Source organism: Streptomyces sp. NBC_01551 (assembly GCF_026339935.1).
Lineage (GTDB): Bacteria > Actinomycetota > Actinomycetes > Streptomycetales > Streptomycetaceae > Streptomyces.
In genome coordinates, this window is sequence record NZ_JAPEPX010000001.1 from 2,674,763 (window position 1) to 2,692,132 (window position 17,370).

The 17,370-nt window shown below is 72.4% G+C and carries 13 protein-coding genes, 1 tRNA gene and 1 pseudogene; 4 read left to right on the top strand and 11 right to left on the bottom strand.

What is annotated here, in order from left to right; genetic code table 11:
- Positions 1-46: 46 nt before the first annotated feature.
- The 5 genes from OG982_RS11810 to OG982_RS11830 form a co-directional block, all read right to left on the bottom strand.
- Positions 47-940 (bottom strand): NAD(P)-dependent oxidoreductase, encoded by an 894-nt coding sequence (locus OG982_RS11810; protein WP_266787600.1) that lies wholly within the window; start codon positions 938-940, stop codon positions 47-49.
- 69 nt (positions 941-1,009) lie between these two features.
- Complete coding sequence (locus OG982_RS11815) at positions 1,010-1,414, bottom strand: DUF4440 domain-containing protein (RefSeq protein WP_266948506.1); 405 nt, start codon at positions 1,412-1,414, stop codon at positions 1,010-1,012.
- A gap of 78 nt (positions 1,415-1,492) precedes the next feature.
- Positions 1,493-3,946 carry a BTAD domain-containing putative transcriptional regulator gene (locus OG982_RS11820; protein WP_266948507.1) on the bottom strand — a complete coding sequence of 818 codons (2,454 nt, stop codon included), beginning with the start codon at positions 3,944-3,946 and terminating at the stop codon, positions 1,493-1,495.
- A 101-nt stretch (positions 3,947-4,047) separates the two neighbouring features.
- Positions 4,048-4,833, bottom strand: coding sequence for a thioesterase II family protein (locus OG982_RS11825; protein WP_266948509.1), 786 nt, complete (start codon positions 4,831-4,833; stop codon positions 4,048-4,050).
- A gap of 131 nt (positions 4,834-4,964) precedes the next feature.
- Complete coding sequence (locus OG982_RS11830) at positions 4,965-5,657, bottom strand: ScbR family autoregulator-binding transcription factor (RefSeq protein WP_266787592.1); 693 nt, start codon at positions 5,655-5,657, stop codon at positions 4,965-4,967.
- A gap of 499 nt (positions 5,658-6,156) precedes the next feature.
- Here OG982_RS11830 and OG982_RS11835 point away from each other — a divergent pair.
- Positions 6,157-6,229, top strand: a tRNA-Arg gene (locus OG982_RS11835).
- A gap of 326 nt (positions 6,230-6,555) precedes the next feature.
- Positions 6,556-7,386, top strand: a complete 831-nt coding sequence (locus OG982_RS11840; RefSeq protein ID WP_266948511.1) for a nitroreductase/quinone reductase family protein — start codon at positions 6,556-6,558, stop codon at positions 7,384-7,386.
- Here OG982_RS11840 and OG982_RS11845 read toward each other — a convergent pair.
- The 6 genes and pseudogenes from OG982_RS11845 to OG982_RS11870 all read right to left on the bottom strand — a co-directional run bounded on the left by OG982_RS11845 (position 7,289) and on the right by OG982_RS11870 (position 15,177).
- Positions 7,289-8,503 (bottom strand): annotated as a pseudogene (locus tag OG982_RS11845) (histidine kinase dimerization/phospho-acceptor domain-containing protein). The gene OG982_RS11840 and the pseudogene OG982_RS11845 sit on opposite strands and share 98 nt — an antisense overlap.
- On the bottom strand, positions 8,503-8,730 hold the full coding sequence (locus tag OG982_RS11850; protein ID WP_266787586.1) for a hypothetical protein: 228 nt from the start codon (positions 8,728-8,730) through the stop codon (positions 8,503-8,505). The pseudogene OG982_RS11845 and the gene OG982_RS11850 overlap by 1 nt, the downstream one beginning before the upstream one ends.
- Entirely contained in the window at positions 8,727-9,386 is a 660-nt protein-coding gene (locus tag OG982_RS11855) for a sortase (RefSeq protein ID WP_266948512.1), read from the bottom strand. The genes OG982_RS11850 and OG982_RS11855 overlap by 4 nt, the downstream gene beginning before the upstream one ends.
- Before the next feature lie 470 nt (positions 9,387-9,856).
- Complete coding sequence (locus tag OG982_RS11860) at positions 9,857-10,060, bottom strand: hypothetical protein (RefSeq protein ID WP_266787582.1); 204 nt, start codon at positions 10,058-10,060, stop codon at positions 9,857-9,859.
- A gap of 99 nt (positions 10,061-10,159) precedes the next feature.
- Positions 10,160-12,037, bottom strand: a complete 1,878-nt coding sequence (locus OG982_RS11865) for an MFS transporter (protein WP_266948514.1) — start codon at positions 12,035-12,037, stop codon at positions 10,160-10,162.
- A 116-nt stretch (positions 12,038-12,153) separates the two neighbouring features.
- Positions 12,154-15,177: a D-alanyl-D-alanine carboxypeptidase gene (locus tag OG982_RS11870; RefSeq protein WP_266948516.1), complete on the bottom strand. Its 3,024-nt coding sequence runs from the start codon at positions 15,175-15,177 to the stop codon at positions 12,154-12,156.
- 186 nt (positions 15,178-15,363) lie between these two features.
- Between OG982_RS11870 and OG982_RS11875 the strand changes: the two genes are divergently transcribed.
- Both OG982_RS11875 and OG982_RS11880 read left to right on the top strand, forming a co-directional pair.
- The gene (locus tag OG982_RS11875; protein ID WP_266787578.1) at positions 15,364-16,104 is read left to right on the top strand and encodes a GPP34 family phosphoprotein; all 741 of its coding nucleotides are present in this window, start codon (positions 15,364-15,366) and stop codon (positions 16,102-16,104) included.
- A 314-nt stretch (positions 16,105-16,418) separates the two neighbouring features.
- A complete protein-coding gene (locus tag OG982_RS11880) occupies positions 16,419-17,303 on the top strand; it encodes a helix-turn-helix transcriptional regulator (RefSeq protein WP_266787576.1) in 885 nt (294 codons plus the stop codon).
- Positions 17,304-17,370: the final 67 nt, after the last annotated feature.

The following is a 17,370-nucleotide window of genomic DNA, read 5'->3' on the forward strand; positions in this document are numbered from 1 at the left end:
CCGCGATCAGGTTTCCGGCTTCGCCCGTTGCGGTGCAGGGAAGAAATCAGGCGGAGGGCTTGCGGAACTGCTTGATCATCGCCGCGTAGCTGTCCTCGGCATTGCCGTCGGCGACGGCGCGCTTGGCCAGTTCCAGGAAGAAACTCGGCAGCTCGGTGTTCACGCCGAGCGCCTGGCTCTCCTCCAGCAGGTGCTGCATTCCGCCCACGTGGACGTTGATGGTGGCGTCGGTGGCCGGGAACTCGCCCTCGTCGAGCTGCTGGGCGTACGCCGAGGCGTAGCCGGCGGTGACGTTGATCGCGACGGTGGCCAGCTCGGCGAACGTCGTCGCCTTGACCTTCGCGGTGCCCAGCAGCGCGGCACCGTGCAGGAAGCTGTTCAGGACGCCCCACATGATGCTGAGCACGGACATGTCGTACAGGGCCGACAGGCCGTGGTCCTCGTCGAGGTAGAGCGAGCCGGCCTCGCCGAGCACCTGCAGGGTCGCCTGGTGCTGCTCGAAGGCGGCCTTCGGGCCGGAGTACAGCAGCGTGGCTTCCTCGGTGCCGATGGCCTGGGGAAGTGCCAGGATCGCACCGTCGAGGTAGGCGACGCCGAGCTTGCCCGCCCACTCGGCGCTCTCGCGGGCCTGCGTGGAGCTGGCCGTGGTGAGGTTGACCAGGGTGCGGCCCGCCAGCGACGCGCCGACCGGGTCCAGCAGGCCGTGCACGGCGTCGTAGTCCGAGACGCAGACGACGACGAGCGGGCTCGCCTCCACCGCGCTCTTGACCGAGTCGGCGAGGGTGGCGCCCTTGGCGACGAGCTCCTCGGCCTTGCCGGCCGAACGGTTCCAGACGGTGGTCGGGTGGCCCTTCGCCAGGAAGGCCGCGGCGAGCGCCTGGCCCATCAGGCCCAGGCCGACCACGGTGACCGGCGACTCGGAGGCAGAAACAGTGGACACAGGTACATCTCCGTACTTCGTGCGGCGTCCGCCGCGATGGGTGTCTTCGATCGTTCGCCGCTCTCGCGGTCAGCCCTGGGCGGCGTCGTCCTCAGCGGTCCACGGGCCGCTCACCCCGAAGGGGTTGTCCACGCGGTAGCGCCAGAACCCGTCCGCGCCCTTGTGCAGGACGTCGATGGCCACGCCCTCCAGCTGCTCCGGCTCGCCGTTCGTGTCGAGGGCCTGCATCTGCCACTCGACCACGAGCATCGCGGTGTCGCCGACCACCAGCTGCTGGCGCACGGTCGCTTCCACCGAGGGCTTGCGGGTCTTCAGGAACTCGACGACATAATCACGGCGCTCCTGGCCGTAGACCGGAAATCCCGGCTCCCACACGCCGACCGCGTCGTCGGTGTACATCGCGTTCACCGCGTTCGCGTCACCGGAGTTGAACGCCTTTCCGAACGCCTCCTGATGGTCTTCAATGTCAGTCACCAGCCAGTAACTGTTTTCGGACACGACGCATTCACTCCCATTCATTGTCGACAGCACCTGCACAGATCGGCTCGGACGCTACCAGCGCGAGTTCCCCGCCCCGGTCCCCTGCCGGTAATCGCGAACGGACGTACAAGACCCCGATTTGATTACCGGGGAATGACCGCTTCCCCTCGGCCTTTCCCGCACGGGGGCGGGCGTTCTCGTGTCACGGCCGCCGGGGCCCCGCGACCCTTCGCTGCGGGCCGCGGAGAGCAGGAACTCGACCAGCTGCTCATTGGTGATCCGCTCGGGCCGGTCCAGCGTGACCGTCGTGGTGTGGCTCTTGCCGCCGGCCCAGGACGGCCTGCGAGCCAGCAGCTCGGGCCCGGCGCAGGCGACCACGAACAGCGGCCCGGCACCGGCGGAGTCCGCCAGTTCCCCGACGGCGTCCAGGGCCGCGTCCGGGACGTGGTGCAGGTCGTCGACGCACAGCACCAGGGGGCGCCGCTGCGCGGCCTCCAGCAGGAACTCCCGCCATACGTCGAGGACTTCCTCCGGGCTCGGCGCCTCGGAGCGGCCGTCGGCGCGGCCGGGGTATTCGGCGCTGCCGCGAACATCAGCGCTGCCGCGAACATCGGCGCCACCGTGGACGTCGGCGCCACCGCTGGCGATGAGGGCCCGCAGCCGGGGCAGCCGCTGCTCCACCGTCCGCGCGGAGAGGTAGAGGGCGCGTACCTCGCGCTCCAGGGCGGCCAGCGCGGTGGCCTCGTCGTCCTCGGGCCTGATGCCGCAGTACGCCGCGAGGAGCCGGCCCGGCACCGCCAGCGGCATGGCGCCGCCGCCTTCGGGGGCGCGTGCGCTCAGGACGAGGGGCGCGTCCGGCTGCTCGGCGACCCAGCGCCCGAACTCGCCCAGCAGCCGGCTCTTCCCGGTGCCGCTCTCGCCGAGGACCGTGACCAGATGGGGCACGGCGCGGTGCCGGGTGCGCTTCACCAGGCCGCGCAGGACGTCGAGTTCGACCGCCTGCTCGGCGGACTCCGCGCCGTCGGCCCCGCCGGCGCTCGCCCCCAGCGCGTGCCAGCTCACGGTCGGCGCGTCACAACGGCGGTAGCGGACGGCGCGTTCGCTCGCGCGGCGGACGGCGTCGCTGACCCGCACCTCGCCCGCGGGCACGTCGCACAGCAGCGCCTGGGACTCGTCGAGGACCGCTCCGACGGCGGTCGGCGCCCGCTCCCGGCCGCGCCGACGCAGCAGCACCTCGCCCGTCGTCACCGCGGCGTGCACCGTCGACCGGGCGGTCTCGGAGCCCGCTCCCGCCGGAACGTCGAGGACGTCGCGGATCGCGAGGGCCGCGAGAACGGCCTGGCGCGCGTCGTCCTCGTGCGGGTCGTCGAGCCCGAACAGGCCCAGGGACACCGAGCCGATGGAGGCGGTCACGGTGCCGCCGAAGCGCTCGATCTGCTCCTTGACGAGCAGCGCGGCCCCGTCGAGGAGGTCGTCGAGTTCCCGGTCGACGCCGCTGCCGAGCGAGGGCGCGATACGGGTGCGCACGGAGACGACACTGACCTGGCGGCGCTCGGTGCTCGCGCGCGGCTGCGCCGCGTCGGCGCCCGGCTCCTCGCTCCCGGCCCACGTCGGCTGCTGCGCGGCGGCCGGACGCGGGAGGTGCACCGGAGCCGGAGTGTCGCGTACCGGCGCGGCGAGCGTGACGTGCTCCCGGGCGCCGCCCTCACCCTTCGCCCCGTACGGGGGCGGGGCGTACCGGGCCGGCGCGCGGCCGAGGGCGAGCGCCGGGTCCTGGGTGAGGATCCGCTGCTGGAGCCGCTGCAGACCGCGGCCCGGCTCAAGGCCCAGGTCCTCGACGACCACGGCCCGTACGCGGCTGTAGACGCCGAGCGCGTCGGCCTGTCGGCCGCACCGGTACAGGGCGAGCATCAGCTGGGCGCACGAGCGCTCCCGCAGCGGCTCGGCCCGCACCGTGGTCTCCAGCTCCGAGAGGACCTCGTGGTGGCGGCCGCAGGCCAACTGCGCCTCGAAGTAGTCCTCCAGCACGTCCAGGCGGGTGTTCTGCACCGCGGCCAGTTCGTGCCACTCGACCCCCCGCTCCACCAGGTCGGCGAGGGCGGGCCCGCGCCACAGCGCCAGCGCGTCGCGCAGCAGCGACGCCGCCGCCTCCGGGTGGCCCTTGGCCAGCTTGTCCCGGCCCTGGGCGACCCAGCTGTGGAAGAGGTGCAGGTCCACCCGCTCCGGATCGACCCGCATCATGTAGCCGGGCGGCTGGGTCAGCAGCGCCGCGCCCGCCGGGTTGCCCGCGCCGTGTGCGGACGACAGCACGCCGCGCAGGCCGTAGACCGCGTTCTGCAGGATCTTGCGTGCCGTCACGGGGGCTTCGTCCACCCCCCACAGGGCGTTCAGCAGGCGGCTGGTGGCCACCACCTTGTTCGGCTGGAGAAGCAGGAAGCCGAGCGTGGCGCGCTGCTTGGTGCCGCCGAGCACCACCGTCCTGTCGTTGTCGACCACTTCCATCGGACCCAGCAATCGGAACTGCATCGAATCGAATCCCCCGGTCATCCGCCCAAGATCACGTCATCAGACTGCAAGACGCCGGTCCAAGCGCACACAAATCTCGGACAAGCCGGTTCAGGAGACGGTCAGGTTCGGGGAAGGGGCAGATCGACGGCCGTCAGGTCCCCGGTGAGCGCCCCGGCCACTGCCCTGGCCAGCGCGGGCAGCTGCCCGTCCAGGTAGAAGTGGCCGCCGGGGAAGACGTCGAGGCTGGTCGGCGCGGTGGTGAAGTCCCGCCAGGCGGACGCCTGGGCCACGCTCACCACCGGGTCGCTGTCGCCGACGTACACGCTGAACGGGACGTCCAGCGGCTCCCCTTCCCGCCACGCGTACGCCCCGATCGCCCGGTAGTCGGCGCGTAGGGCGGGCATGACCATCTGCCGCAGCTCCGGGTCGTCCAGGACGGCCGGCGTGGTCCCGCCGAGCCGGCGCACCGCCGCCAGCACGTCGGCGTCCGTGGACATCCGGTCGTGCCGGCCGGGGTGGAGCGTCGGGGCTCCCCTGCCGGACAGGAACAGCCGGACGGGCCCGGCGACGCCGAGATCCCTGAGCCGGCGGGCGGTCTCGTAGGCGAGGAGGGCGCCCATGCTGTGCCCGAAGAAGGCGTACGTGCCGCGCAGTTCGCGGCTCACCTCGGCGGCGAGGGAGTCGGCGAGCTCCCCGATGTCGGCGACCGGCCGCTCGCTCCTGCGGTCCTGACGGCCGGGATACTGCGCGGCGAGGATCCCGACGCCGGGCGCGAGCGCGCGGGCCAGCGGCAGGTAGGCGCTGGCCGCGCCGCCCGCGTGGGGAAAGCACACCAGCGTGGCCCGGCTCGCGGAGGCGGAGTTCCCTCCGGGAGGAGCGAACCTGCGAAACCACTCGCTGCCCATGCCGCGTTCCCCGTTTCCGTCACTCGCCGTCGCCCACCGCCGGGGCCGAACGGCACCCACGATCCGGCCCGACGCTCAACGCGCGTCCAAACACCGCACAAAGCCGCTGCTCGGACGGGGCGGGAACGGAATCAGCAGTAGGCGGGATTCCCGCAGATCCCCGCCATGTCCCGGTAGCCGGACCACCCCTCGCCCCGGGCACACGCCGCCGCGCCGCTCCCCTCGGGGCTCAGGTGCTCCCGCGCCGCCTCGGTCGACAACTGGGGCAGCATCAGCCGCCAGAAGCGCGTGACGGCGCGCCGCGCCTCCCACTCCACGCCGGTGCGGTTCAGGACGTCGAAACCGGCGCACACGGCCGCGATGGTGAACACGGCGTCCTCGATCGCCACGCCCGGTTCGAGGCTGCCCTGGTCCCTGGCCACGGTGAGCATCAGCTGGACCCAGTCCTGCCAGTGCTCCCACAGGTTGACGACGCTGTGCCAGGTCCGGTCGCAGCCGAGGCCGAACCCCGCGCGCAGCACCGGGTCGTCGCGCAGGGTGCGGGCGAGGGTGTGCGAGGTGTCGATGAGGAGCTGGAGCGGGGCGGGGTGGCGCAGCGGCACCTGCCCGGTGACGTGCAGCAGCACCTGGGCCGCGACCAGTTCGACCGCTTCCCCGAGCGCCTTCTTGTTCTTGAAGTGGAAGTGCAGCGCTCCGTTGCTCACACCGGCCCGGGAACTGATCGTGGCGATGGACGCCTCGCCGTAGCCGACGCGGTCGAACGCCTCGGCGGCCGAGCGGATCAGTTCCTGGCGAGTGCGAAGGGCACGGTGCTGCCTGGCCATGTGGCGCTCCGATGGAAGGTCGTGATCAGTTTCTGCGCACGAGAACATGCCACAGAGTAATCGCGGGTAACCAGCGGGTAAGTTCTGCCGAGAACAGCCTGACCGGACCCTGACCGTCTACGTCCCGGCCACCCGCCCCCCTCGCAGGACGGCGCACTCCCCCTCAGCCCCGGGAAACACGCCCCCAACCGGCCACGCACACCACACACCCCCCTCCCCCCATGGCCGGGACACCCCGCCCCCCGGCCCCCCAACCTGGCGCGAAACCACACCCTTCACCCCGACGACTCCGCCACCCGCGCCGACCCCGGGAGCAGACCCTGATCACCGCCAAGGCCGCCGGGGCCGACTTCACGGACACCCACCAGAGCGACGCGTCTGCCGTGCCGGAGCCGCGAGCGCACCGTGAGACCTCACCCACCGACCGTAGTCCGGTACTGATCGGCCCAACCCGCTACACTGACCGCGGTGGCCCACCCCTTCACGGCCCGGCCACCCCGCCTTCGTAGCTCAGGGGATAGAGCACCGCTCTCCTAAAGCGGGTGTCGCAGGTTCGAATCCTGCCGGGGGCACGAGCGAGGAGACCTCCAGCCGGTCACGGCTGGGGGTCTTCGGCGTTTCCGGGAGGGGCTTCTCGGGGTCTTCTCGGGGGCCGGGAGCAGGCGTTCGTTCTCCCAGAGGCGGGTGGGTGGGCAGCAGTTGGGCTGCCGGTGGTGTGGTTTTATGGGTGGGTGCCACGTGGGCCGCCTACTGAGATGTGGGCCGGGCGGATTCCGGGTGAGCGCCTGTTCGTGAAGGACCGGGTCATGGGCGTGTTCGCCACCGGCTACGGGTGAGTTCCGCGGTTGTTCTGCTGCCGTCATGCATGCACGGAGACACCGCGAGAGGTCATTGGTTCATGTCGTTCAATCAGGCTGTCATAGAGGAATTCCGAGCCAACGCCGGCAAGGTCGGCGGGCCCTTCGAAGGGGCCGAGCTCCTTCTGCTCACCACCACCGGGGCGCGCTCCGGGCGGGAGCACACCGCGCCGCTGGGGTGTGTGCGCGGGCCGGGAGGGCAGGGGGTGTACGTCGTCGGGTCCGCGGCCGGGGCCGACCGGCACCCGGACTGGTATCACAATCTGCTCGCGCGTCCCCTCGTACGGGTCGAGGCCGGGACCGAGGACTACGAGGCCGTGGCCGTGCCCGCCGAAGGGGCGCGGCGGGAGGAGCTGTTCGCGCACGTCGTGCGGGAGGAGCCCGGGTACGGGGAGTACCAGAGGAAGACGCGGCGCGTGATCCCCGTCGTGGAGTTGCAGCGCACGCACGGGGCCGGGAGCGAGGAGGGCGGCGTCGCGGGCATGGTCGTGCGGGTGCACGGGTGGCTGCGGACGCAGATCGGCGAGATCCTGCGGCTGCCCGCCGGTGAGGCCGCCGCGCCGGTCGGGATGCAGCTGCGCCAGCACTGCCTGGCCTTCTGCCAGACCCTGGACGCCCACCACACCGGGGAGGACGCCGGGCTGTTCCCGTGGCTCGCCGGGCAGCATCCGCAGCTCGCCGGGTTCTTCCGGCGGCTGGGGGACGAGCACCGGGAGATGGCCCGGATGCAGCAGGAGCTCGGCGAGGCGCTCCGCCGGGATCAGGGCGGGGCCGTCAGGCGGGAGTTGGAGGTGCTCGGCCGGCGGCTGCTGGCGCATCTCGACCGCGAGGAGGCCGAACTGCTGCCGGTGCTGCGGGCGCTGGGAGCCTGAGGCGCGCCTCGGCGCCGCCCGAAGCGGGGTTGTGGAACGCCGGGGTGGCGCCGAGGGCCTCGGACTGGCCCGCCGCGATGGTCAGGCCGAGGCCGTGGCCCTTGTTCATGCCCTCCGTACGGAACCGCTGGGGCCCGTCGCGAGCAGGTACTCCGGATAGCCCGGGCCCGCGTCGGTGACGGTCAGCGTGGCGCGGCCGTCCGCCGCGACCGCGACGGCCACCGCAACCGGCGCCGACAGCGACGTGCGCGTCCCCGACGCGCGGATCGCGCGGGCCGCGAGCTCGCCCAGGTCGTACGAGTCCAGCCAGCCGGGAGATCTCCTGCAGGTCATCCGTCAGCGCGCGCATCGCCCGCACCCGGTCCCGTACCAGTGCGGCCGGCCGGCCCGGCGGGAACAGCTCGGCGGCCGCGTTCAGGCCGGTCAGCGGGGTGCGCAGCTCGTGGGCGACGTCCGCGGTGAAACGCTGCTCGGCCTCCAGCTCGCGCTGGAGCGAGGGCGCCATGGTGTCCAGCGCCCCCGACACCGCCGCGACCTCGTCCCGGTTGCGCGGCGCGTCGTTGACGCGGGCGTCCAGGTCGCCGGAGGTGATCCGGCGGGCCACCTGCGCCGTCTGGAGCAGCCGCCGGGTGATGCGGGTGACGCCGAAAGCGCCGATGAGCAGGGTGGCGCCGATGGCGAGCACGGAGGGGCCGACGAGGGCCCGGTCCAGGTCGGCGATGGCCCGCTCGCTGCCGCTGTAGTCGACCGCGGCGGCGATCACGCCGTCGTGGTCGGCCGGTCCGGCGGCCCACATCGCGGGCTTGCCCCGGTGCTCCCCGACGGCGGTGCCGCGCTTCCCGCTCGCCGCCAGGGCGCGCAGTTCCCCGGGCAGGCCCGCCGGATCGATGCCCTCGCCGGGCGGTATGGGCGCGCCGGCCTCGTAGGACGTGACGGTGTGCGTGAGACGGGCCAGGGCCTTGTCGCGGGCGACTCCGGTGGCCTGGTGGGTCATCGCGCCGTGCACGAGCCCGCCGAGGAGCGCCGCGAGGCCGCAGCACATCAGGGTGATGAAGACCGCGGCCTTCCAGGTCAGCGTGGAGGCCCGGGCGGGGAGCCGGGCCCGGAGGCGACGCATCAGCGGGTTCCCCTCGCGCTCCGGACGACCTCCGTCAGCCGGGGCGCCGGCCGCCCGGCCGATACGCCGACCCCCGGGACCGGCTCGGGCGGCCCGTGGGCCACGCTCTCGGACGGCTCGGACGGCCCGTACGCCACGCTCTCGGCCGACTCGGCCGACTCGGGCGGCGTCGGCGGCCGCTCGGGCCACAGCCGGTCGGGGCCCTGGGCGCGCGGGCGCGGGATCACGCCACCAGATCGGCGTAGAAGATGACGTTGTTGGTGCGGTGGCCGTCCTTGATCTCACCGCCGCAGGTCAGCAGGCGCAGCTCGGCGCGCCGGGTCGGCCCGTAGACCTTGTCGGTCGGGAAGTCCTTCTTGTTGACGTCCTCGATCTCGCGGATCTTGAAGGCGGCGGTCTTCCCGTCCTCGCGCGGCACCTCGATCCGGTCGCCGAGCTTGATCTTCTTGACGTCCTTCATCAGCGCCGGCCCGTGAGCGGTGTCGAAGTGCGCGACGAGCACGGCGACGCCCTTCTCGCCCGGCGTGACGCCGCCCGTCCACCAGCCGGGGGTGTCGGCGTCCGTGTCCGCGTCGGGTACGCCGAGCTCTCCCGTGGCCGCGTCCACCTTGAGGTCGAGCATCTTCTTCGCGTCCACCCCGGCCGCGTCGATCCTCATGCCGGTCGGGCGCGACTTCGGGAGCGAGAGCCCGGTGTCCGCCACCGGAGCGGCGGCGGCCGTGCTGCCGACCTTCGGGTCCGGGGCGAGCTCCGGACCGCCCGCGGCCGCGGCGCCACCGCAGGCCGCGAGGGCGCCGGACACGGCGACCGCGAGGGCGGTGGTGGTGGCGACGCGGCGGGCCCGGCGGGTGCGGCGGCAGACGGGATCGAGGGTGCGGGTCATGGAAGTACTCCGGTCGGGGCGGATGGGCGGGGCAGGCGGGCGGGGCGGACGGGCCGGGCAGACGGGCCGGGCAGACGGGCCGGGCAGACGGGCCGGGCAGACGGGCCGGGCGGGGTCAGCCGGCCCCGGTACCGGTCGTGGCGCGGCATCGCGAAGCCGAGCCCCGCCGCGCCCCGCCGACGGCGGCCAGAGCGGCGCTGCCTGCGATCACGACGGTGCGGCCCCGGACCTCGGCCTCGCGACGCCCTCAGCGACGCACTCGGCGACGCACTCGGCGACGCCCTCAGCGACAACCGAAACGCTACGGGGGTGACGTCTAGACCATCCGTCGGACATGTAACAGTTGTCCGGATCCTCCCCGCCGAAGCCGTTAAGCCGACGCCCGACGAAGGCCACTCCCGACCGGCGGCAAAAAGCCCTCCCGGTCGAAACCGGAAGGGCCGAGGGCCGGACAGGGGGGATCGCGGGGATCAGCTCAGGCCGCGACTGCGTTCACCGATGCGGTCACCCTGCGGGGTGCCCGAGCGCTTGAGCTCCGCCTTCGTGTGCGCACCGCCCTTGACCTTGCTCCGTACCGGACCCTCGAAGCCGTGGCCCTGCGTGCGGCGCTCCTGGTTGGACTCCAGCGCCTTCGCGACAGCCGTCCGGAAATCCTGCTTCTGCTCTTTGCTCATCCCGTCGTCAACTCCCTCGGGAAGCACCCAATCGGACTATTGGGATCGTATGCAGATATGGCGGCAAACGCACCCGGACCGAACGCAAAGAAAAATGGATCAAGGCCGGGGCGGAGCGGGGCGGACCGGTGGCCCCAGCGTCTGCGTCACCAGCTCCTCCGGGCACGGCGTCCCCCGCGGGAGCTGGTACTTCGCCGCCACCCGGTACTCGCCGGCCGCCGGCGCCAGCAGCTCCGTCCACACGTCGCCCTCGACGTCCGGGGCCGCCTTGAACAGGCACCCGGCCGTGTTCGGCTGCTTCGCCTGCGGCGGCGCCACCGGCTTCCCCGCGCCGTCCACCAGCCCCAGCCACGGCGAATGCGGGATCCGCACCAGCACCCGCCCGGGCTGCTTCACGTCGATGACCAGCCGGTCGGCGCTCGCCCGCACCACCGTCGCGGGCCCGGCGACCAGGTCCGTCGGCTCGTGGACCTTGAACAGCCGCCAGTTCCGGTCGCCCCACACCTGCTGGAGGTACGGGAGCCCCTCACCCACCAGCTTCGCCTCGTCCTCGCCGCCCGAGTCGGGTTTGTCGGCGGGCAGCACCACGTAGTGCACGGCCCAGCGGTCCAGCCAGGCCCGGTAGCTCGCGGCACTGAGGGAGTCGTCGTAGAAGATCGGGTTCCGCTCCAGGTCGGCCTGCCGGTTCCAGCCGCGCGCGAGGTTCACGTACGAGGGGAAGGCCGACGACTCGCGGTGGCTGCTGGCCGGGACCACCTCGACCCGGCCGCGGTCGGCGCCCGCCTTCTGGAGCTGGTCGACGAGCGGGGCGAGCTCGCGGTTCCATGCCGCCACCGGAGTGGTGCGGACGATGTCCGTGATGCTGTTGGACGTGATCCAGACGTTCAGGCCGACGAAGGCGAGCAGCAGCCCGTACCACTGCCGCGAGCGCGGCACGGCGTACGGGAGGGCCGCGAGGGCCACGGCCGCGCCGAACAGCATGATCATCCGGGTGACGTTGGAGCCGACCTGGGAGTCGATCAGCCAGGTCAGCAGTACCCCGAGCGCGTACACGCCCGAGGCGATGCGGACCGTCTTCCACCGCTTCGGCACCAGGACCAGGAGCGCCACCGCGAACACGAACGGCGGCGCGGCCGAGCCGATCTTCATCGGCTGCGTGCCGGAGAACGGGAACAGCCAGGCCGACAGCCCGACCACCGCCACCGGGGCCAGCCCCAGCGCGTAGGCGCCCGGGCGCCGCCCGCTCAGGAACAGCGCGGCCGCGATCACCCCGAGGAACAGCCCGGCGACCGGACTGGCGGCGGTCGCGAGACCGGCCAGCGGGGCCGCGACGGCGGCCTTGGCCCAACGGCGCTCGGCCCACTTGCGGGGCCAGCAGAACACGGCGGCGACCGCGCCGAGCGCGAACACCACGCCGAGCCCGAAGGTGACGCGGCCGGACATGGCGTTGCACAGCAGCCCGTACACCCCGGCGAGGGCCGGCCACAGCGGCTGCCGGACGACGCCCCGGCAGCGGGTCAGGATCAGCGCGAACAGCCCCGCCGAGAGGGTGCCGGCGATCATCATCGTGGTCCGGACGCCGATCATGTACATCACGTACGGCGAGACGACGCTGTACGAGACCGGGTGCATGCCGCCGTACCAGGCGAGGTTGTACGCCGAGTCGGGGTGGCGGCCGACGAACTCGGCCCACGCGTCCTGCGCGGCGAGGTCGCCGCCGCTGTTGGCGAAGCTGAAGAACCAGGCGATGTGCAAGGCCGCGGCGACGGCGGAGGCGACGGCCACCGGGTGCCGGTGGGCCCAGCCGAGGGCGCCGCGCGCACGGCCCCGTATGCCGGCGCCGTCGTCGGACACGGCGGAATCGGCCGGGACGCCCTTCGCCGGATCCCGGCGCGGGCCCGGCCCGGCCCCCTGCTCCTGCCTCTGCTGCTCAGCGGTGGTCACTGCCGACGCACACTCCCCAACACCTGACGACATACGACGACGACACCCTGGTCCCGGGTCCCGGGTCCCGGGTCCCGGGTCCGTAGACGCGCTCCGGCGCCCCGGGGTTGCCCGGGGCGCCGGTTCACGCGGTCACGCGGTCACCCGCTCTAGCCGACGCGGGTCAGCTTGCTGCCGATGCCCGGCGCGGCCAGGTCGCTCTTCAGCGCCACCGGCACCTTCACCTGGCTGGCGCCCTCACCGACGGTCAGCACGCCGACCTCGGTGCCGGCCCCGGCGGTCTGGGGAAGCTTGGTGCCGCCGCTGCCCAGCTTGACGTTGACGGTGAGGGTCGGCCAGCCGACCGCCTCCACGTCGGCGGTCGCGACGACCGGGGTGTGGCCGCCGAGGCCGTCGTCCACGTACCCGACGACATCGCCCTTCTTCACGACCGGCGCGTTCGTCAGCATCTTCTGCGTGGACAGCATGATCTGCCTGCTGGCGTCGATGGCGGTCCCCAGGATCGGTACGCCGTGCTGGCCGAGGACCGCGCCGACGATCAGCTGGTTGGTCTCGCCGACCTTCTTCTCCGCGGCGAAGAGCAGGTTGCCGCCGGCCTTCGTGGTGGAGCCGGTCTTGATGCCGAGCGAGCCGTTGAAGGGGATCAGGTCGTTGTAGTTCCGCCAGGACTTGCCGGACTGGTCGGTCCACTTGGGCAGCTTGGTGATCGCGATCAGCTCCGGCATCTCGACGATCTTGAGACCGAGCTTGACCTGGTCCTCGGCGGTGCTGACCGTGGTCGCGTCCAGACCCGAGGGGTCCGTGTACGTGGTGTTGGTCATGCCGAGTTCCTTGGCGGTGTCGTTCATCTTCTTGACGAACGCCTCCTGGTCACCGTTGCTGTCCCAGCGCGCGAGGAGCCGCGCGACGTTGTTGGCGGACGGGATCATGATCGCGGCGAGGGCGTCGTACTGCGAGATCTGCTCGCCCGCCTTGAGGGTGTTGACCGTCGACTCGCCCTCGGACTCCTTCTTGCCGTCGTCCACCGCGGTCTTGTCGATGTCGATCATCGCGCCCTTTTCCCCCTTCTTGAGGGGGTGGCCCTTGAGGATCACGTACGCGGTCATCGCCTTGGCGACACTGCCGATCGCGACGGGCTTCTGCTCGCCGAAGGTGCCGACGGTGCCGAGGCCGGCCGCCGCCATGTAGGCCTGACCCTCCTTCGGCCACGGCAGCGTCGGGGCGCCGCCGTCGAAGGTGTACGTGTTCTTCGCGGTCATCGTGAGCTTCGGCTCGGGCAGCGGGCGGACCAGCTGCACGACGGCGAGGATGACGGCCAGGAGGCCGACGATCGGCGCGTAGATCTTGAAGCGCCGGACGGTGGTGCGGAGCGGGCTCGGCGGCGGGGGCGGGTTGTTCGTCAGGTCCGCGAGCATGTCGAGCGGCGGCTTCGGCGGCAGCGGCTGCTGCGTGGTCCGCTCGCCGGGCTCCAGCGACACCGGCGGCGGCGCCGGGCGGGACGCGGCCGGGGGTTTCGGCGCGGCCGTACCCTCGCCGCGCAGCGGCACGAACGTACTGGACCCCGCGGGTCCGGAGCCGGGCTTCCTGGCGGCGTCGCCGCCCGGCTGGGCGGGCTTGCCCGCGTCCGGCTTCACCGGGGCCGGCTTCACCGCGCGGAACACGGCGGTCTTCTCACTGTCCGCCGGCTCACCGGCGTCGCCGGGCTTGGCGGGAGCCGGCGTCGGCTTCACGACACCGAAGGCGGTCGTCCGCCGGTCGGCCTCCGGCTTGGCGGGCTTGGCGTCATCCGCGGGCTTGGCATCATCCGCGGGCTTGGCAGCGTCGGCCGGCTTGGCAGCGTCGGCGGGCTTGGCAGCCTTAACGGCGTCCGCCGGCTTCACCGCGCGGAACACCGCGGTGCGCTCACTGTCCGCCGGCTCGCCCCCGTCGGCCGGCTTGGCCGGGGCGGGCTTGGCGACACCGAACGCGGTCCGCTGGTCGGTGCCCGGCTTGGCATCACCGGCGGGCTTCGCGGAGGCGGACGGGCTCGCGGGCTTGGCGGCGTCCGCCGGCTTCACCGCGCGGAACACCGCGGTGCGCTCACTGTCCGCCGGCTCGCCCCCGTCGGCCGGCTTGGCCGGGGCGGGCTTGGCCGGGGCGGGCTTGGCGACACCGAACGCGGTCTTCGGCTCATCGGCGGGCGCCGGCTTGGCGGAAGCGGAGTCCTCGGCCTTGGCCTTGGCCTTGTCCTCGGCGGGCTTCGGCATCCGGAACACGGCCGTGCGCTCGCTGTCCACCGGCTCGTCGGCAGCAGCCGGCTTCTCCGGGCTCGGCTTCACGACGCCGAAGGCGGTGGTCCGCTGGTCCGCGCCACCGGCGGGCTGCGCGGAAGCGGAACCCTCACCCTCGGCCGGCTTCGGCTTCACGACGCCGAAGGCCGTCGTCCGCTGATCGGCGTCCGGCTTGGCACCACCGGCGAGGCGCTCGGAAGCGGAACGGTCGGCATCGGCCGGCTTCGGCTTCACCACGCCGAAGGCGGTGGTCCGCTGGTCCGAACCACCGGCGGGCTGCGCGGAAGCGGAACCCTTGGCCTCAACCTCGGCGGGCTTCGGCGCGCGGAAGACGGCCGTGCGCTCGCTGTCCACCGGCTCATCGGCGGCAGCCGGCCGCGCAGAAGCGGAGCCGCGCTTCGCGGCGTCCGACGCCGTCACCCGGTCGTCCCCGGTCGGCTTCACCGGAGCGGAACCCTTGGCCTCGCTCGGCCGGTCGGCGGGGTCGGCGGAATCCGACCCGGCATCACCGGCCGGCCGTACGGAAGCGGAACCCTCGGCCGGATCCGTTTCCACCCGACCGGGCGACCCGGAACCGGACCCGGTGCCGGACGCGTCCCCGGATTTGGAGGCGGATGCGGACCCGGAGCCGGAGCCAGGGTCGGATTCAGAGTCGGAGTCGGAGTCGGAGTCGGAGTCGGCGTCGGAGGAGGATTCGGCGTCGGCGTCAGCACCGCCGGCGGCACCGGCACCGGCACCGTTCTCGGACTCCGAGGCGACCCACGCCGCCACCGCGTCCCGCAACGGGTCAACACCCTCCGGCTCCGGTTCGGGATCCCGCGGCCGGAACACCGACAGCCTCGGGTCGCGCCCCTCCCCCACCGCACCTTCATCTACCGACTTGTCGGGGGACTCGCCCGCCACCAGTTCCTCCTCGATCGCCGTCCGGCTGCTGTCCGAACCGTCTAACAGTGTCCCGTCTAGGGGGCATCGCCGACCCGCTAGACGAGAACGACATAGCTGCCGGTTCCCCCACAAAGCGGCCAGGCGCTCTCGACAGATGAATGTGAGAGGCGTCACCCTGTCACTCATCCACGCGGGGAGGCATGGATGGGCAGGAGCCGCAGAACAATTCCGGAGGAGCTTCTGCTGCTCGCCTTGGACCCGACCACGGGAACCACGGCGCAGCCGCAGTCGCTCGACCTCGGCCTGGCCGGGGCACAGCTAGTAGAGCTGGCTCTGGCAGGACGGATAGCCCCTGACGGGGATCGTATCGCCGTGGTGATGCCACGGCCGACAGGAGATCCGACTCTGGACTCCGCACTGGAACTGCTGCGCAGACGCGGCAGCCCGGTACGGGCCGTCCACTGGATCGGCGGACCCCGGCTGGGGCTCCGCCAGATTTACCTCGCGCACCTGGAGCGCTGCGGCATGGTCCATGCCGTCGCGGGACAGATGTGCGGGGTGCTGCCGACGACTCGCTACCAGGCGACCGACACGGCGATCAGCCGGGAGATCCGTGCCCGGCTCGACAGTGCGATCCGCACCGGCGTACCGCCGGACCCGCGGACCGCGGCGCTTGCCGCACTGGCCCACGCGGTCGGACTCGGCAAGCACCTGTACCCCGGCAACGAGGGGCGGTCGTCCAGGTCCCGGCTGCGGGACCTGATCCGGCACGACCCGATGGGCGGTCTGGTGGCGCACGCCGTCATGGACGTCCAGAACGGTGTGGCGGCGCAGCCACGCCGCGACCGCGCACCGGCGGCCCCGCCGCCCGCCCGGGCGACGGCGAACGGCGTTCCGCTCCAGCCGCGCCGGACGGGTGCGATGGCCCGCGCGGCCGCGCACTGATCCACGCGCCGCTGCGTCGGCGACACCCGCACAGCAGTGCCCGTACCGCCTGCCACACCCCTTGACCCACGGCAGGCATTCGTACGACCGCAACGCCATCACCGCGGCCGGCGTCCCCCAAAGACCCGGTTCCGGAACCGCCAGCGCGCGGGGTGGCGAGGCCGGTTCGCCGGCCCCGCCACCCCGCGCGTCTGTGTTTCCCGGCCGTTCTCCGGCGCCGCCGCGCCCTTCGGTGGCAGTCTGCTGAACGTCAGACACGCAGAGAGAACAGAACAGAACCGACAGAACGAGAAGAAGGCGGAGGTGCCGTTCAAGTGGCGTCCAATGTCAATCCCACCGTCCGACGCCGCCGACTGGGCATGGAGTTGCGCAAGCTCCGCGAAGACAAGGGCATGACGGCCGAGCAGGTCGCCGAGCGCCTCCTCGTCTCCCAGTCGAAGATCAGCCGACTCGAGAACGGCCGCCGTTCCATCAGCCAGCGCGATGTCCGCGACCTGTGCGACGTGTACGAGGTGGAGGACCGCAGGCTCGTCGACTCCCTCATGCAGATGGCCAAGGACTCCCGTCAGCAGGGCTGGTGGCACGCCTTCGGCGACATCCCGTACAGCGTGTACATCGGCCTGGAGACGGACGCCGCCAGCCTGCGCACGTACGAGCCCCTGGTGATCCCCGGTCTGCTCCAGACCCCGGAGTACGCCCAGGCCCTGGTCCGCGGCGCGTGGCCGGAGACCGCCCCCGCCGACGTGGACAAGCGCGTCCAGGTCCGCATGCACCGCCAGAAGCGGCTCTCGGAGACCGACAACAACAACCCGGAGCTCGGGCCGCTGCGCCTTTGGGCGGTCATCGACGAGGCGGCGCTGCGCCGGTACGTGGGTGACGCCCAGTTGATGACCCGGCAGCTGGAGTACTTGATAGAGCAGTCGGAGAAGCCGCACGTCACGGTCCAGGTGATGCCCTTCACGATGGGTGCGCACCCCGGCGTGAACGGCCAGTACGCGATTTTGGAATTCCCGGACGCCTCGGACTCGACCGTCGTCTACATCGAGGGCGTGACGAGCGATCTGTACCTGGAGAAGGCCAACGACGTTCAGAAATACAGCGTGATGTACGAGCATCTGCGCGCCCAGGCCCTCAATGTCGATCAGACCCGGCAGTTCATCTCGGGAATCATCGACCACTATGCGGGCAAGGAGCAGTAAATCCGGAGGAATCCGGCCAGGTCGCGAGGCGGGCCCGTACGGTACACCGTCGATCCCCAGCCACAGA

What these genes read in the sequence shown, in the direction of transcription:
- OG982_RS11820 (WP_266948507.1), bottom strand. Translation starts at nt 3,946, where the DNA reads ATGCAGTTCCGATTGCTGGGTCCGATGGAAGTGGTCGACAACGACAGG.
- OG982_RS11825 (WP_266948509.1), bottom strand. Translation starts at nt 4,833, where the DNA reads ATGGGCAGCGAGTGGTTTCGCAGGTTCGCTCCTCCCGGAGGGAACTCC.
- OG982_RS11830 (WP_266787592.1), bottom strand. Translation starts at nt 5,657, where the DNA reads ATGGCCAGGCAGCACCGTGCCCTTCGCACTCGCCAGGAACTGATCCGC.
- OG982_RS11840 (WP_266948511.1), top strand. Translation starts at nt 6,556, where the DNA reads ATGTCGTTCAATCAGGCTGTCATAGAGGAATTCCGAGCCAACGCCGGC.
- OG982_RS11855 (WP_266948512.1), bottom strand. Translation starts at nt 9,386, where the DNA reads ATGACCCGCACCCTCGATCCCGTCTGCCGCCGCACCCGCCGGGCCCGC.
- OG982_RS11860 (WP_266787582.1), bottom strand. Translation starts at nt 10,060, where the DNA reads ATGAGCAAAGAGCAGAAGCAGGATTTCCGGACGGCTGTCGCGAAGGCG.
- OG982_RS11865 (WP_266948514.1), bottom strand. Translation starts at nt 12,037, where the DNA reads ATGTCGTCAGGTGTTGGGGAGTGTGCGTCGGCAGTGACCACCGCTGAG.
- OG982_RS11875 (WP_266787578.1), top strand. Translation starts at nt 15,364, where the DNA reads ATGGGCAGGAGCCGCAGAACAATTCCGGAGGAGCTTCTGCTGCTCGCC.